This window comes from Actinoplanes sp. NPDC004185, assembly GCF_053603475.1.
This window is the reverse complement of sequence record NZ_JBSGFR010000021.1, coordinates 38,763-53,290: the sequence shown is the minus strand read 5'-3', so window position 1 is coordinate 53,290 and position 14,528 is coordinate 38,763. Positions and strand designations below refer to the sequence as shown.

The following is a 14,528-nucleotide window of genomic DNA, read 5'->3' as shown; positions in this document are numbered from 1 at the left end:
GGTGACCAGAGAGGCGGACGTGCTGCTCTCCGACGGCAGCGCCGTTCATCTGCGCCCGATCCGCCCCGAGGACGCACCGGCCATCGTGGAGTTCCACTCCCGGATGAGCGACCGCACCCGCTACCTGCGCTACTTCTCTCCCTATCCGCGCATTCCGGAACGCGACCTGGCCCGGTTCGTCAACGTCGACCATCACGACCGCGAGGCCTTCGTCATCGTCAGCGGCCCGCGGATCATGGCGGTCGGCCGCTACGAGCGGCTGGGCCCGGAGTCGCCCGAGGCCGAGGTGGCCTTCGTCGTGGAGGACGCGCACCAGGGCCGGGGGATCGGCTCGGTGCTGCTGGAGCACCTGGCCGACGCGGCCCGGGAGAACGGCATCACCGGCTTCGTCGCCGAGGTCCTCCCGCAGAACGGCGGCATGCTGCGGGTGTTCAGCGACTTCGGCTACCAGGTCCAGCGCAAGTACGCCGACGGCGTCGTGCACCTGGGCTTCCCGATCGCCCCCACGGAGAAGTCCCGCGAGGTGCAGGAGAGCCGCGAGCAGCGCACCGAGTCGCGGTCGATCGCGCGGCTGCTGCACCCGCGCGCCGTCGCGGTGTACGGCGCCAGCGCCAGCGGCCAGGGCATCGGCGCGGCGATCCTCGGTCACATCCGGGACGGCGGTTACACCGGAACGATCGTGCCCGTGCACCGCAGCGCGGAACGGGTGGCCGGGCTGCCCGCGTACAGGTCGGCGGTGGAGGCCCGCGCCGAGGTTGATCTGGCGCTGATCGCCGTACCGCCGGAAGGGGTCGCGGACGCCGTGGCCGACGCGGCCGCAGCCGGCGCGGGTGGTCTGGTGGTCGTTTCGGCCGGCTTCGCCGAGTCCGGGGTGGAGGGTGCGCTCGCGCAGCGCGCGCTGATCGACGCGGCCCACGCGGCGGGCCTGCGCGTGGTCGGCCCGAACTGCCTGGGGATCGCCAACACCGACCCCGCGGTACGCCTCAACGCCACGCTCGCGCCGCGGCTGCCGGCCGCCGGTCGGGTCGGCTTCTTCAGCCAGTCCGGCGCGCTCGGGGTGGCGTTGCTGGCCGAGGCGGAACGGCGTGGGCTCGGCCTGTCCAGCTTCGTGTCGGCCGGCAACCGCGCGGACGTCTCCGGCAACGACCTGCTGCAGTACTGGCAGGACGACCCCGGCACCGACGCTGTGCTGCTCTATCTGGAGACGTTCGGCAACCCGCGCAAGTTCGCCCGGCTGGCCCGCCGGATGAGCCGGGTCAAGCCGGTCGTCGCGGTGGCGTCGGCGACCCGCCCGGCCGGGCTCGCCGGTGATCTGCCCGGCCCGGACACCCGCGCGGTCACCGCCCTGTTCGCCCGCTCCGGCGTGATCCGGGTGGACACCGTCGCCGAGATGTTCGACGTCGGTCTGCTGCTCGCCCACCAGCCGCTGCCGGCCGGGCGCCGGGTCGCCATCGTGGGCAACTCGTCGGCGCTGTCCAGCCTGGCCGTGGCCGCGTGCCGGGCCAACGGCCTGACGGTGGCCGACGGATATCCCTGCGACATCAGCCCCCAGGCGGGCGCCCACGACTTCGCCGACGCGCTGGCCGACGCCGCCGTCGACGACCGGGTGGACGCTCTCGTGGTGGTCTTCGCGCCGCCCCTGCCCGGTCAGCTCCCCGACGAGGACGCCGATTTCACCGCGGCCCTGGGCAGCGTGGCGATGGCGGGGGAGAAGCCGACCGTGGCGACGTTCCTGCTGGGCACGATGCCCGAGCGGGTGCCGGCGTACCCGTCGGTGGAGGAGGCCGTCCGAGCTCTGGGCCGGGTCGCCGGGTACGCCGACTGGCTCCGGCAGCCGCCGGGCGCCCTGCCCGCACTGTCCGGGGTGGACCCGTCAGCCGCCGAGGTCGAGGGCCCGCCCGCCGAGCTGCTCGCCGCGTACGGCATCAAGGTCGAGCCGTCCACCTCCGCCACCTCGATCGGCGAGGCCCTCGCCGCCGCGGACGCGCTGGGTTACCCGGTCGCGCTGAAGGCGGCCGGTGGGGCACTACGGCACCGCATCGACCTGGGCGCGGTCCGGCTGGCCCTGGCCGACGAGGACGACGTCCGCGCCGCCTACCGCGAGCTGTCGGCGGCGTTCGGCCCGCACGTGCTGGTGCAGTCCATGGTCCCGCCCGGGGTGGCGTGCACGATCGAGGTCGTCGAGGACCCGGCGTTCGGCCCGGTGGTCGGCTTCGGGCTCGGCGGGGTGGCCAGTGAGCTGCTGGGCGACCTGGCCTGGCGGGCGGCGCCGCTGACCGACCGGGCCGCCGCCGCGCTGGTCGACGAGCCCCGCGCGGCGCCGCTGCTGCACGGCTACCGCGGTTCGGCTCCGGTCGACCGGCAGGCGCTGATCGATCTGCTGCTGCGGGTCGGCCGGCTGGCCGACGAGCATCCCCGGGTCCGCGCCCTGTCGCTGAACCCGGTGCTGGCCCGCCCGGACGGCATCACGGTGCTGCACGCCTCGGTGGAGCTCGGCGAGGCCGGCACCCGCCCGGACACGGGCCCCCGCCGCCTGCACAGCGCCTGAGCCCCGGCCCGGTCGCTCAGGCCGTCACCTCAGCCCGGGATCCGGGGGCCGGGGTGCTGCTCGGTGGCGCCGCCGGTGGTGACGTGCAGCAGGTGCAGGGCGAAGCGGTTGCCGGCGGCGAGGACGGCCAGCGCCGCGGCGAGGATCGGGTGTCCGGTCAGGGCCAGCGCGACGGTCGCGCCGCCGAAGACCAGCCATTCCGGTACGAGCCGCAGCGGGTCCGGGATCGGCCGGCGCGCCCTCGGTGCCACCCACTGTCCCCAGACGACAGCTGCGACCAGCGGCAACGCGATCGCGACGAGCAGCCGCGCCCAGAGGTTCGCCGACGTCTGCCAGCCCGCGTAGGCCAGCGCCGCCAGCGCGCACAACTCCAGTACGAACCGCAGCAGCAGCTGGAAGCCTCGCACCCGGTCCCACCTCCCCGACGACGATCATTGCGGTGCCCGCGTTGATTGTCGCCGAGGACGCCCGCCGCGTCAGTCGGGAATTCGCCCGACCCCCCGGACACGGCGGAGGCCGGTCGCGCATCGCGACCGGCCTCGTGGTTCGTGCGGGTGTCAGCTGGCGTAGGCCTCCAGGCGCGACGCCCGCTGCGGGTCGCGCAGCTTGGACATCGTCACCTTCTCGATCTGGCGGATCCGCTCGCGGCTCAGCCCGAACTCGCGGCCGACCTCGTCGAGGGTGCGCTGCCGGCCGTCGTCCAGGCCGAAGCGCAGCCGGATCACCGCGGACTCCCGCTCGGACAGCGTGGAGAGCACGATCTCGACCTCGCCGCGCAGTTCGCTGCGGCCGACGCTGTCACCGGGCTCGCCGCGCGGGTCGACCGCGGCGACGAAGTCACCGAGGGCGCTCTCGCCGTCCTCACCGACGGCCTGGTCCAGGCTGACCGGCTCCCGGTCGTACGAGATGAGCTCGATGACCTGGAACTCCGGCACGCCCATGGCCTTGGCGATCTCGGCGACGACCGGCTCGCGGCCCAGCGTCGTGGCGAGGTCGCGGCGGGCCCGGACCATGCGGTTGACCTGCTCGACCATGTGCACCGGGATGCGGATGGTGCGGGCCTGGTCGGCCATGGCGCGGGTGATGGCCTGGCGGATCCACCAGGTGGCGTACGTGGAGAACTTGTAGCCCTTGGTGTAGTCGAACTTCTCGACGGCGCGGATCAGGCCCAGGTTGCCTTCCTGGATCAGGTCCAGGAACGCCATGCCGCGGCCGGTGTAGCGCTTCGCGATGCTCACCACGAGCCGCAGGTTGGCCTCGAGCAGGTGGTTCTTGGCGGCCCGGCCCTCGGTGATGATGATCCGCAGCAGTGGCGCCAGGTCGTCGCCCGCCGCGGGGAGCTTCTCCTCCGCGTAGAGGCCGGCCTCGATCCGCTTGGAGAGCGTCACCTCCTCGACCGCGGTCAGCAGACGGGTGCGGCCGATGCCGTTCAGGTAGGCCCGGACCAGGTCGGCCGAGACGCCGCGCTCGTCGATCGCGTCCAAGTCCGCCAAGGGCTCGACACCGTCAGTCATGATGGTCTCGGCAGCAACCGCCGCCGTGGACTCCGTCGCCTTCATCTGCAGGACCACCTTTCAGTCCCCTCCCCGCGTTCACCGAGTCGTGCATTCCCAGCCGCATTCGTGCCGGTGATCACTAGCTTGGCGGCAGGCGCGTTAAGCGGAGGTGAGGCAAGCGTCCAGGTGGCATGAATCGGGGAGAACCCTGAGGTCGCCAACCCGACAACCTGCCCGGCTTGGTGGGACATGTACGTACAGTGACGCAATTCCGTATGGGGCGGGGGCGCTCCATAATCGGCGGCACGGTTCGTGACTAGGAGGATTCGTGGTCTTCAAGCGCATGATGCAGGCGATGGGTGTCGGAGGCCCGTCAGTGGAAACGGTGCTCGCCAACCCCAACTGCCGTCCCGGTGGCTTCCTCGAGGGGCAGGTGCACGTCATGGGCGGCGACCACGCCGTCGACATCGAGTACGTGGCGGTCGGGCTGATGACCCGGGTCGAGGTGGAGAGCGGCGACAGCGAGTACAACACCGACCAGGAGTTCCACCGGCAGCGGCTGACCGGCTCGTTCAAGCTGGACGCCGGCGCCCGGCACGACATCCCGTTCCGCTTCGACGTGCCGTGGGAGACCCCGATCACCGAGGTGTACGGCCAGCACCTGCACGGCATGACGATGGGCCTGCGTACCGAGCTCGAGGTGGCCCGGGCGGTCGACAAGGGTGACCTGGACGCGGTGGCTGTGCATCCGCTGCCGGCCCAGGAACGCATCCTGGACGCCTTCCTGCGGCTGGGCTTCCGCTTCAGCCGGGCCGACGTGGAACGGGGCCGGGTCTACGGCGTGCAGCAGACGCTGCCGTTCTACCAGGAGATCGAGTTCTACCCGCCGTCGCAGTACGCGGGCGGCATCAACCAGCTCGAGGTCACGTTCATCCCCACCCCGCACAACCTGCAGGTGGTGCTGGAAATCGACAAGCGCGGCGGCCTGTTCACCGAGGGCCACGACGCGTTCGGCCGCTTCGACGTCGACTACCACTCGGTGGACCAGGTCGACTGGACGGCGCAGCTCAACGGCTGGCTGCAGCAGTCCGCCCAGCGCCGCGGCTTCTTCTAGAGATCCCGTTCCTAAAGCTCCAGCCAGACGGTTCTCGGGCCCACGTTCACGCTCTCCACGAGCATGTGGGCCCGGAACCGGCCGGTCTGCACCGGTGCGCCCCGCTCGCGCAGCGCCTCGACGAAGGCGGTGACCAGCGGCTCGGCCACCTCGGCGGGCGCGGCGGCGGACCAGGTGGGCCGGCGGCCCTTGCGGGCGTCGCCGTAGAGGGTGAACTGGCTGACCACCAGCAGCGGGGCTCCGGTGTCGGCGGCGGAGGCGTCACCGTCGAGGATGCGCAGCTCGTGCACCTTGCGGGCCAGGGTGGCGGCGGTCGCGGCGGTGTCGTCGTGGGTGACGCCGACCAGCACCAGCAGCCCGTCCTCGATCTTGCCGACGACCTCGTCGTCCACCGTGACACTGGCCCGGCTGACGGTCTGGATCAACGCACGCATGCCCGTATCCTCTCCGCCGCGGTGTCGATCAGCGCGATCTCGGCCGGCGTGAGCGTGTCGAGCTGCCACCGGCGGAAGCGCACCACCTCGTCGAGCAGCCGGATCGGATCGCCGGGGGCCACCCGCAGGAACGCCGTCAGCAGCTCCCCGGCGACCGCGGACCACTCGTGCCCGCGCTCGACGGCGACCTGGGCCAGGATCAACGCGGTCAGGCCGGTGTCCAGGTCGGGCTCGCCGGGCCGGGCGTTGCGCCAGTCGATCACCACCGGGCCGCGGGCGGTCATCAGCACGTTCAGCGGGTGCAGGTCCAGGTGGACGATGCGGGAGCCGGCCGGGGCGCCGGGCCACGGCGGCACGTCGTGCAGCCGGCGCAGCAGGTCCGCGAGGTGCGCGGCGGCTTTCGCCGGACTCAGTGCGGTGCCGGCCACGGCCTCGGCCATCGTGGGTCCGTCGAGGCGTTCCAGGATCATGTCGCGGCCGGTGGCCTCGTACACGGCCGGGACCGGATAGCCGAGACCGGCGAGGTGACGCATGGCGTCGGCCTCGCCGGTGACGTCGGCGTCCCGCCGGTAGCGGCGCAACACGCGCTGCTCGTCCAGCGCGTACACGTCGGCCTCGCGGCCGGCGGCGAGCAACGGTCCCGTCACCCGCCGAAGATAACCGGTCAGTCGACCGCGTTGCTGGTCGCGTCGCTCGTGGCGCCGCCGGTCGAGGTCATCGCGCCGGTGGTGGCGTCACCCGTCGTGGTCGGCGCGACGCCGGGGCCGGAGCGCGGCTTCGCCTTGAAGCTGTTCGGCCCCGCGGTACCGCCGGTCGTGGTCATGATGCCGCCACCCTCCGGCGGCGGACCGCCGTTGACCAGCTGCTCGGGATCCGTGCCGGCGGCGATGGTGCTCGACAGGCCCGGGTCGTCGTCACCCTTCTCGGGGCGGTACGTGCTCGGCTCCTCGACTGCCTCGGGAGCGTAGTCGCCGTTGCCGATCTCGCTGTTGTCACTCATGGTCAGGGTTTTGCCCGAACGGCACCCCAGCAAACCGGGCTCAGTAGGAACCCGCCGTGGCCGGGCTCGCGGCGACGGCCGGCTCACCGCGGTGGCGGGCGGCCAGGTCGTCCAGGATCGCCTCGGTCGCCGTGGCGCCGAACCGGGTCGCGCCCGCCGCCGCCAGCTCGAGCAGGGTGTCCAGGGTCCGTACGCCGCCGGCCGCCTTGACCGCGACCGCCGGGGACACCGTCGCGCGCATCAGCCGGATGTCGGACAGGGTCGCGCCGCCCGGGGCGAAACCGGTGCTCGTCTTCACGAACTGCGCACCCGCCTGCTCGGTGAGCCGGCAACCGGTCACTTTCTGCTCGTCGCTGAGGTACGCGTTCTCCAGGATGACCTTCACACAGCGACCCTGCGCCGCCGCCACGACCGCGGCGATGTCGTCGTGCACGTAACTCGTCTCGCCGCCCCGCAGCCGGCCGATGGCGAGCACCATGTCGATCTCGTCGGCCCCGGCCGCCACCAGCGCCCGCGTCTCGGCGACCTTGACGGCCGTGGTGGTGCTGCCGTGCGGGAAACCGACCACGGTCCCGACCAGCACACCGGTCCCGGCCAGCAGCCCGGCGGCGAGCTCCACGTCGGCGGGACGGACACAGACCAAAGCGGTACGGCGCGCAGCGGCCACGTCGCAGCCCTGCCGCACGTCGGCGGTGGTGAGCTCGGGGCGCAGCAGCGAATGGTCGATCATCGAGGCGACCTGCTCGACGGAGGACATCACGGCGTTTCTCCTTCTCGGGGTGGCTGCACGTCGAAGGTGACGCGCAGCGAGTAGCGGGAGCCGACGTACCGGCTGACGCTGTATTCCAGGGGTGCGGCGTGCTGGTCGACGATCACGCGGCTCTCCACCAGCAGCGGCTCGGCCTCGCTGACCTGCAGGCGCGGGCCGTCCGGGCCGGCGGGCTGGGCGGTCAGGGTGGAGGAGCCGAGGGTGGGGCGCAGGCCGCGCTCGTGCAGGGCGCGGTGCAGGGAGCCGGTCTCGAGATCGGCGTCGAGCAGCGTTTCCAGGTGGGGCGGGAAGCAGGCGTACTCGATGGCCAGCGGGACGTCGTCGGCCAGGCGTACCCGGACGATCGAGACCAGGGTGGGAGCCGCGGCCGTGAGCTGCAGCGCGGCCGCCTCCTCGGCGGTCGCCGCCCGGACCTCGCCCTCGACCAGCCGGGACGACGGGCTGCGCCCCCAGCTGCGCACCTGGTCGTGAAAGCTCATCAACGTGCCGGCGGCGCGCGGCGCGGGCCGCTGCCGCACGAACGTGCCCCGGCCCTGGATGCGCTCGATGAGCCCGTCGGCCTCGAGCGCGTTGAGGGCGGCCCGCACGGTCATCCGCGCGACGCCGAACTCCTCGGCGAGGGCGGTCTCGGCGGGCACGACGTCACCCGGTCGCGCGGTCGTGAGCCGGGCTCGCAGTGCGCGCTCGATGCGCACGTAGAGCGGAATGCTCGGCATCATGTCCTCCAGGTCATCTAGACAAGCTAGAAATTAGCCGTCGAGCTGGGCGACGTCCATAGGATGTGGGCCATGACGCTTTCGCTGCCCATCGACGCCGAGGCCAACGAGCTGCTGGCGAACGACCCGCTGGCCCTGCTCATCGGCATGGTGCTGGACCAGCAGATCCCGCTGGAGAAGGCGTTCAGCTCGCCGTACGTGCTCAAGCAGCGGCTAGGTCATGCCCCCACCGCCGCCGAGCTCGCCGAGTTCGATCCCGAGCAGCTCGTCACGATCTTCGCCACGCCGCCCGCCCTGCACCGGTTCCCCAAGGCCATGGCCGCCCGCGTGCAGGAGGTCTGCCGGGCCCTGGTCGGCACCTACGACGGGGACGCCGCCAACCTCTGGCGGGACGCCGCCGACGGCAAGGAGCTGGTCAAGCGGATCGCCGCCCTGCCCGGCTTCGGCAAGCAGAAGTCCCAGATCTTCACCGCCCTGCTCGGCAAGCAGTACGGCGTCCAGCCGCCCGGCTGGCGTGCGGCCGCCGGCGCCTACGGCGAGGAGGGCTCGCACCGCTCGGTGGCCGACATCGTCGACGCCGAGTCGCTGGGCCGGGTGCGCGCCTTCAAGAAGGAGATGAAGGCAGCCGCGAAGGGCTGACCAGCAGCTCGAACAGGTCCGCCGGCGGCAGCGGCCGGGCGAAGAGGTAGCCCTGCCCGATGCCGCAGCCCAGCATCTGCAGTTCCGCCGCCTGCTCCGCGTTCTCGATGCCCTCGGCCACCGTCCTGAGGTGCAGCACCTGGCTCAGCCGCAGGATCGCCTCGGTGATGCCCGAGCCCTCCGGGGTGCCGTCGAGCTGGGCCACGAAGCTGCGGTCGATCTTGAGGATGTCGACCGGGAGCCGGGTCAGGTAGTGCAGCGACGAGTAGCCGGTGCCGAAGTCGTCGATCGCCACGTGGATGCCGTGGTCGCGCAGCGCCCGCAGCTTGGCGATGCCGGCACTCTCGTCCACCAGGGCCGACTCGGTGATCTCCAGGCACAGCCGGTCCGGCGCCAGCCCGGTACGCGCCAGCACCCCCAGCACGTCCGCCACCAGCGACTCCTCCTGCAGCTGGCGCGGGGAGAGGTTGACGCTGACGTAGAGCTCGCCCCACTCGACGACCTGGCGGCAGGCCGTCTCCAGCACCCACAGGCCGATATCGGCGATGGTGCCGCTGCGCTCGGCGATCGGGATGAACTGCGTCGGTGACACCACGCCCAGCCGCGGGTGGTGCCAGCGGAGCAGCGCCTCGACCCCGATCGGACGGGCGTCGGCCAGGTCGACCAGCGGCTGGTAGAGCACGTGCAGCTCACCGCGTTCCAGGGCGCCGGCCAGGTCCTCCGCGAGCTGGGCATCGGCCGCGCGGTGGTCGCTCATCGACGGATCGTGCAGCTGGACGCCGTGGTTGCCCAGGTGTTTGGCCTGGTACATGGCGATGTCGGCGCGGCGCAGCAGTTTCTTCGGGGTGTCGCCGGGCCGGCTGGTCGCCACGCCGACGCTGGCCCGTACCGGTAGCAGGTCGTCACCCAGATGGACCGGCGCCGCGGCGGCCATGGCCAGGATCCGCTGGGCCGCCGCGACCGCCTGGTCCGCGCCCGTCACGCCGGTGACCAGCACCACGAACTCGTCGCCGCCGATCCGGGCGGCCAGGTCGTCCGCCCGCACCCCGGCCAGCAACACCTGCGCGAACTCGGTCAGCATGGCGTCGCCGGCGGCGTGCCCGTGCACGTCGTTGACCAGCTTGAAGTCGTCCAGATCGATGAGCAGCAGGGCGATGTCGGTCCGCCGGCCCACCACGTCGGCCAGCCGGGCGTCCAGGCCGGCCCGGTTGGCCAGCCCGGTCAGCGGGTCGTGCAGGGCCATCTGTTCGAGTTCAAGCTCGCGTTCGCGCAGCCGGTTCTCGACCTGCTGCCGCCGTTCGATGTCACCCCGCAGGGCCGCCGTGGCCGCGTCGACCTTGCCCATCGCCCGGTTGCGGGCGCCGGTGAGCAGGGCGACCAGCGTGGTGAGCAGGAACGCGATGGTCATGGCCACGGCGAAGGTGGTCTTCACGATGCCGCGGTCGGTCTCCCGCAGCAGTTGCTCGGTGGGATGCACCTCCAGCTCCCAGGTGCGCATCCCGGCCGAGACGGTGGCGATCCGGTCGAGCGCGGGCGAATAGCCGGCCGCGGGAACGCCGGAGGTGGCGATGGCCCGCTCGACGACGTCGGTCGGATCGTCCAGGTCGGCGGCCACCGCGCCGTGGGCCTGCGTCCGCAGCGTCTCCGCCAGCAGGTCATGCCCGTGCACCCCCATGGTCAGCCAGCCGCGGAAGGTGCCGCCGATGCGGGCTACCGGCACCGCGAACAGGAACGACAGCTGCTGGTCGGCCACCGGGACGGCCTGGTCCTTGAGCAGCACGTACGCCTGGCTGACGGCGAAACCGCCGACCGTGTAGGCGTCCTTCAGCGCCTTGGCGGCCTCGGGCGAGGCGGCCACGTCGATGCCGGGCCGCACCGGCACATCGTCGAAGGAGCGGGCGAACACCGCGAACGCGTGCTCACCCTCGGTCGCGGCCGGCCGCAGGGTCAGGCCGGTGGCGCCGCGGCCACGCCAGTAGGTCTGGGTCGCCGCGACGCCGCTGGGCGGGGTGGAGACCACGAAGCCCAGCGAGGTGGCGCCGGGCAGGTGGCGATTACTGATCTTGTTGGTGATCCAGGCGAAGTCGCCGGCGGTCAGATCCGTCTGCGAGCCCAGCGCGATGGCGACGTCGGCGAGGGTGTCGCCGTACCGCTGGATCTGGGTGGTGATCGCGCGGGTGAGGTCGCTGGTGTAGCGGTCCATGAGCTGCGCGGCGTAGCGCTGCTCGGCGGTGCGCGCGTTGCGCGCGGCGAACCAGGAGGTCGTGCAGCCCAGGAGCGCGACCACGACGACGAGGGCGACGCCCGACCAGCGCCGCCGGTTCAGCCCGCAGGGCACCCACCGCACATCTGTCTCATCGGTAGGACCGCGGGCTTTGTGAACGGTTCGGGGCCCTGCATGCCAGGCTGCGGGCGGGAGGACTGCGTCGATTGTGGGCACCTGCCCGGTCGCGGTGCGAGGATGGGTTGTCGATCGGAGATCCAAGGTGAAGAAGCAGCCGGTGTTGATCACCAACGCCGCTCGCAGCCCGAGCGAACAGCTCCGCAGCCGCCAGATCCGTTACGTGACCATGATGGGTGGCCGGGCCGCGTGCCTGATCATCGGCGCCGTCCTGGTCAGCGTCCGCCCACCCCTGCTACCGCTCTGGCTGGTCCTCTGCGCCATCGGCATGGTCTTCCTGCCGTGGGCCGCGGTGCTGATCGCCAACGACCGCCCGCCCAAGAGCCGGGCCAACCCGGCGGCGAGCCCGGCGGTCAACCAGCAGCGGATCCTCGAGCCGGAGGCGGCCGAGGTCATCAAGCAGCGCACCATCGACATCGAGCCCTAGGGCAGCGGGCGCGCGCCGGCCGTCTGCACAGCCGCCGCGCCGAGTGCGGCGCCGGCCGAGAGCGCGGCCGCCGGGTCCGCACCGGCACACCAGGCGGTGAGCAGGCCGGCCGCGAAGGCGTCACCGGCCCCGGTCGGATCGAGCGCCGGTACGCGCACACCCGCAACCGACCGCAACACCCCGTCCCGGGATGCCCAGACGGCACCGTCGCCCCCACGTTTGACCACCACGTCGGCCGCCACCGCGGTCAACGCGGCCGCCTGGGCCTCCGCCGGCCCCGGCCCGCCCAGCACGGCGGCCTCGTCGGCATTGCACAGCAGCAGGTCGACACCGCGCACCAGGTCGAGGAACGCCTGCGCACCGAGCTGCCGCAGCGGCTCGGCCGACGCCGCGTCGACACTCGTGGTCAGGCCACGCTCCCGGGCCACGGCCAGCGCGGCCAGCCCACCCGGCCGCGACCCCGTGTGCAGCAGGGGATAGCCGGACAGATGCAGATGGGTGACGCCCTGCGCGGCCTTGACGGCAGCCGTGACGTCCGCGGGGTCCAGCAGCAGCGCGGCCCCCCGGTCGGTGATCATCGTGCGCTCGCCGGCCGAACTGAGCACCACCACGCTGCCCGTCGGTACCCCCGGATGGGCCCGCACCGCGCACCGCACCCCGGCCGCGACCAGTTCGGCGATCCGTTCCCGGCCGGCATGATCGTCACCGACCGCGGCGATCAGGGTGGCGCCCGCCCCGGCATAGGCCAGCCAGGCGGCCGTGTTGGCCGCCTGGCCGCCCCCGCCGACCAGGATCCGGGCCTCGGTGTCGGAGCCCACGGCGAGCGGCCCGGCGTGCGTGACCAGCACGTCGGTCACCAGATCACCGACGACGAGCACGCTCACCCGGCGACCGTCCGCGGCCGGCCTCGGGCGACGTGGTCCGTCATGCCGGCAGCGCGAAGCCGAGGGATGCCGGGGCCGGGGTGGCCGCGGCCGCGATCTGAGCTGCCAGGGCGGCGTTGCGCAGGATGATCCGCACGTTGACGGCCAGGCTCTTGCCCTCGGTGCTGCTGTGGAAGTGGGCCAGCAGGAACGGCGTCACGGCCTTGCCGGTGACCCCGTCGCGGGCCAGCAGCTCCAGCCCCTCGGCCAGGGTGCGGTCGTGCAGGGCCGGATCGAGCTGCTCGTCGGCCGGCAGCGGGTGGCCCAGCACCAGCGCTCCGGCGCCGACGCCCTGGTCGGCCCGGGCGGCGATGACGTCGGCGACCTGCTGCGGGGAGTCCAGCCGCCAGTCGACGTCGAAACCGCCGTCGGTGACGAAGAAGCCGGGGAAGCGGTGGGTGCCGTACCCGGCGACGGACACCCCCAAGGTCTCCAGGCGCTCCAGGGTGGCCCCGACGTCGAGGATCGACTTGACCCCGGCGCAGACCACGACGATCGGCGTACGGGCCAGCGTGGTCAGGTCGTTGGACTCGTCGAAGGTGCTGTTCGCCTCGCGGTGCACGCCGCCGAGCCCGCCGGTGGCGAAGACGCCGATCCCGGCCGCCGCGGCGATCGCGCTGGTGGCGGCGACCGTGGTGGCCCCGTCCGCGCCGGTGGCGGCGGCCACGGCCAGGTCGCGGACGGAGAGCTTGGCCACTCCGTCGGCGCCGGCCAGGTGCTCGATCTGGTGATCCTCGAGGCCGACGACCAGCTCGCCGCCGATCATCCCGATGGTCGCGGGGACGGCGCCGTTGTCGCGGACGGTCTGCTCGATCTCCCGGGCGACCCGCAGGTTGTCGGGCCGGGGCAGGCCGTGCGAGACGATCGTGCTCTCCAGCGCCACCACCGGGCGGCCGTCGCGGCGCGCCCGGGACACATGGTCGCCGTAACGGATGGCATAGCGGCCCATCTGCCGCGTGGAATCGGTCACGATGGCAACGGTACGGTGCCCTGCGGCTCCGTTGTCGTTGGACCGACCAGGCGTGAGGTGTCAGACTTGTGGGTTGGAGCTTCTTCCGCGGTGACCGGGGGGCACGCGGGCCCGGCAACAGCGCCGATTCACCGGCGCTGTGCCGTTGAGCACACAGTCATGAGACTCATGAAGGGCAGATGCCGTGAGCACGCAGATCCTGGAGCGTCCGGAGACCAAGGACGCCGACACCGGTCCCGAGATGTTCCACTACGTGCGCAAAGAGAAGATCGCCGAGAGTGCCGTGATGGGCACCTTCGTGATCGCTCTCTGCGGGGAGAAGTTCCCGGTGACCAAGTCGCCGAAGCCGGGCTCGCCGGTGTGCCCGCAGTGCAAGGAGATCTACGAGTCGATGAAGCACTGACCCCCGGCCGGTCCTCGTGACGGGCAGCTACAGCCTGCTGGTCGCGGACCTGATCGGCGTGGCCGTCTTCGCGGCCTCCGGCGCCAGCGCCGCCGTCGCGAAGCGGCTCGACCTGTTCGGCGTCGGCTTCGTGGGCTTCGTCGCAGCCCTCGGCGGCGGCATCCTGCGCGATCTCGTGATCGGCGCGGTGCCGCCGCTCGCCTTCTCCGACTGGCGGTACGCCGTCACGGCGGTGACCGCCTCCGTGGCGGTGTTTTACCTGCACCCGCAGCTCAACCGGCTGCGGCGTACGGTGCTGCTCCTCGACGCGGCCGGCCTGGGCCTGTTCACCGTCACCGGCACGCTCAAGGCCCTGGAGGCCGGTGCGCCGGCGGTCGGCGCCTGCCTGATCGGCATGCTCACCGGCATCGGCGGCGGCGTGGCTCGCGACCTGCTCACCGGGGAGATCCCGGCGGTGCTCCAGCGCGACATCTACGCGGTGGTCGCGCTCGGCGGCGCGGCGGCGGTGACGCTGCTGAACCGGCTCGAGCTGGCGGGCCCGATCCCGCTGGCGCTGGCCGCGGCGGCCATGACCGGGGTACGGCTGCTCGCGCTGTACCGGCGCTGGTCGGCGCCCGTCGCTGTGCCGTGACCACGGTGGCGGCCCGCCGCCGCTATGCTGGGTTTCGCCTCTGCGGCCGTTGCGCGG

Annotated in this window: 16 protein-coding genes; 6 read left to right on the top strand and 10 right to left on the bottom strand. The window is 72.7% G+C overall.

Going from position 1 to position 14,528, the window contains the following annotated elements; genetic code table 11:
- The first annotated feature begins 1 nt into the window (after window position 1).
- Window positions 2-2,548, top strand: coding sequence for a bifunctional acetate--CoA ligase family protein/GNAT family N-acetyltransferase (locus ACWEOZ_RS22185; protein WP_451912572.1), 2,547 nt, complete (start codon window positions 2-4; stop codon window positions 2,546-2,548).
- Window positions 2,549-2,577: 29 nt separating this feature from the next.
- On the opposite strand, the gene ACWEOZ_RS22180 is transcribed toward ACWEOZ_RS22185, so the two are convergent.
- Together ACWEOZ_RS22180 and sigB are read right to left on the bottom strand one after the other, a co-directional pair.
- The gene (locus ACWEOZ_RS22180; protein ID WP_451912571.1) at window positions 2,578-2,955 is read right to left on the bottom strand and encodes a YrdB family protein; all 378 of its coding nucleotides are present in this window, start codon (window positions 2,953-2,955) and stop codon (window positions 2,578-2,580) included.
- A 150-nt stretch (window positions 2,956-3,105) separates the two neighbouring features.
- Window positions 3,106-4,062: an RNA polymerase sigma factor SigB gene (gene sigB, locus ACWEOZ_RS22175; protein ID WP_360822226.1), complete on the bottom strand. Its 957-nt coding sequence runs from the start codon at window positions 4,060-4,062 to the stop codon at window positions 3,106-3,108.
- A gap of 310 nt (window positions 4,063-4,372) precedes the next feature.
- On the opposite strand from sigB, the gene ACWEOZ_RS22170 reads away from it, so the two are divergent.
- Window positions 4,373-5,158, top strand: a complete 786-nt coding sequence (locus tag ACWEOZ_RS22170; protein ID WP_451912570.1) for a sporulation protein — start codon at window positions 4,373-4,375, stop codon at window positions 5,156-5,158.
- A gap of 11 nt (window positions 5,159-5,169) precedes the next feature.
- Here ACWEOZ_RS22170 and dtd read toward each other — a convergent pair whose 3' ends face one another.
- The 5 genes from dtd to ACWEOZ_RS22145 are packed head-to-tail and all read right to left on the bottom strand — an operon-like array spanning window position 5,170 to window position 8,077.
- Entirely contained in the window at window positions 5,170-5,592 is a 423-nt protein-coding gene (dtd, locus tag ACWEOZ_RS22165) for a D-aminoacyl-tRNA deacylase (RefSeq protein ID WP_451912569.1), read from the bottom strand.
- Window positions 5,580-6,239: a phosphotransferase gene (locus tag ACWEOZ_RS22160; RefSeq protein WP_451912568.1), complete on the bottom strand. Its 660-nt coding sequence runs from the start codon at window positions 6,237-6,239 to the stop codon at window positions 5,580-5,582. Before ACWEOZ_RS22160 ends, dtd begins: the two co-directional genes overlap by 13 nt.
- Window positions 6,240-6,256: 17 nt before the next feature.
- Window positions 6,257-6,592, bottom strand: a complete 336-nt coding sequence (locus ACWEOZ_RS22155; protein WP_451912567.1) for a hypothetical protein — start codon at window positions 6,590-6,592, stop codon at window positions 6,257-6,259.
- 40 nt (window positions 6,593-6,632) lie between these two features.
- On the bottom strand, window positions 6,633-7,349 hold the full coding sequence (deoC, locus tag ACWEOZ_RS22150) for a deoxyribose-phosphate aldolase (RefSeq protein WP_451912566.1): 717 nt from the start codon (window positions 7,347-7,349) through the stop codon (window positions 6,633-6,635).
- Complete coding sequence (locus tag ACWEOZ_RS22145) at window positions 7,349-8,077, bottom strand: GntR family transcriptional regulator (RefSeq protein ID WP_451912565.1); 729 nt, start codon at window positions 8,075-8,077, stop codon at window positions 7,349-7,351. Before ACWEOZ_RS22145 ends, deoC begins: the two co-directional genes overlap by 1 nt.
- A gap of 72 nt (window positions 8,078-8,149) precedes the next feature.
- Here ACWEOZ_RS22145 and ACWEOZ_RS22140 point away from each other — a divergent pair, with 72 nt between their 5' ends.
- Window positions 8,150-8,716 carry an HhH-GPD-type base excision DNA repair protein gene (locus ACWEOZ_RS22140; protein ID WP_451912564.1) on the top strand — a complete coding sequence of 189 codons (567 nt, stop codon included), beginning with the start codon at window positions 8,150-8,152 and terminating at the stop codon, window positions 8,714-8,716.
- Here ACWEOZ_RS22140 and ACWEOZ_RS22135 read toward each other — a convergent pair.
- The gene (locus ACWEOZ_RS22135) at window positions 8,682-11,063 is read right to left on the bottom strand and encodes a putative bifunctional diguanylate cyclase/phosphodiesterase (RefSeq protein WP_451912563.1); all 2,382 of its coding nucleotides are present in this window, start codon (window positions 11,061-11,063) and stop codon (window positions 8,682-8,684) included. The genes ACWEOZ_RS22140 and ACWEOZ_RS22135 overlap by 35 nt on opposite strands.
- A 139-nt stretch (window positions 11,064-11,202) precedes the next feature.
- On the opposite strand from ACWEOZ_RS22135, the gene ACWEOZ_RS22130 reads away from it, so the two are divergent.
- Window positions 11,203-11,544, top strand: coding sequence for a DUF3099 domain-containing protein (locus tag ACWEOZ_RS22130; RefSeq protein ID WP_451912562.1), 342 nt, complete (start codon window positions 11,203-11,205; stop codon window positions 11,542-11,544).
- Here the strand turns inward: ACWEOZ_RS22130 and ACWEOZ_RS22125 are convergent.
- Together ACWEOZ_RS22125 and ACWEOZ_RS22120 are read right to left on the bottom strand one after the other, a co-directional pair.
- Window positions 11,541-12,422 carry a carbohydrate kinase family protein gene (locus tag ACWEOZ_RS22125; protein ID WP_451912658.1) on the bottom strand — a complete coding sequence of 294 codons (882 nt, stop codon included), beginning with the start codon at window positions 12,420-12,422 and terminating at the stop codon, window positions 11,541-11,543. The two genes, ACWEOZ_RS22130 and ACWEOZ_RS22125, sit on opposite strands and share 4 nt — an antisense overlap.
- Window positions 12,423-12,468: 46 nt before the next feature.
- A complete protein-coding gene (locus tag ACWEOZ_RS22120) occupies window positions 12,469-13,416 on the bottom strand; it encodes a pseudouridine-5'-phosphate glycosidase (protein WP_451912657.1) in 948 nt (315 codons plus the stop codon).
- 205 nt (window positions 13,417-13,621) lie between these two features.
- Here ACWEOZ_RS22120 and ACWEOZ_RS22115 point away from each other — a divergent pair, with 205 nt between their 5' ends.
- Together ACWEOZ_RS22115 and ACWEOZ_RS22110 are read left to right on the top strand one after the other, a co-directional pair.
- The gene (locus ACWEOZ_RS22115; protein ID WP_203765641.1) at window positions 13,622-13,840 is read left to right on the top strand and encodes a DUF3039 domain-containing protein; all 219 of its coding nucleotides are present in this window, start codon (window positions 13,622-13,624) and stop codon (window positions 13,838-13,840) included.
- A gap of 16 nt (window positions 13,841-13,856) precedes the next feature.
- Window positions 13,857-14,471 carry a trimeric intracellular cation channel family protein gene (locus ACWEOZ_RS22110; protein ID WP_451912561.1) on the top strand — a complete coding sequence of 205 codons (615 nt, stop codon included), beginning with the start codon at window positions 13,857-13,859 and terminating at the stop codon, window positions 14,469-14,471.
- Window positions 14,472-14,528: the final 57 nt, after the last annotated feature.

What these genes read in the sequence shown, in the direction of transcription:
- sigB (WP_360822226.1), bottom strand. Translation starts at nt 4,062, where the DNA reads ATGACTGACGGTGTCGAGCCCTTGGCGGACTTGGACGCGATCGACGAG.
- dtd (WP_451912569.1), bottom strand. Translation starts at nt 5,592, where the DNA reads ATGCGTGCGTTGATCCAGACCGTCAGCCGGGCCAGTGTCACGGTGGAC.
- ACWEOZ_RS22120 (WP_451912657.1), bottom strand. Translation starts at nt 13,416, where the DNA reads ATGGGCCGCTATGCCATCCGTTACGGCGACCATGTGTCCCGGGCGCGC.
- ACWEOZ_RS22155 (WP_451912567.1), bottom strand. Translation starts at nt 6,592, where the DNA reads ATGAGTGACAACAGCGAGATCGGCAACGGCGACTACGCTCCCGAGGCA.
- ACWEOZ_RS22140 (WP_451912564.1), top strand. Translation starts at nt 8,150, where the DNA reads ATGACGCTTTCGCTGCCCATCGACGCCGAGGCCAACGAGCTGCTGGCG.
- ACWEOZ_RS22145 (WP_451912565.1), bottom strand. Translation starts at nt 8,077, where the DNA reads ATGCCGAGCATTCCGCTCTACGTGCGCATCGAGCGCGCACTGCGAGCC.
- deoC (WP_451912566.1), bottom strand. Translation starts at nt 7,349, where the DNA reads ATGTCCTCCGTCGAGCAGGTCGCCTCGATGATCGACCATTCGCTGCTG.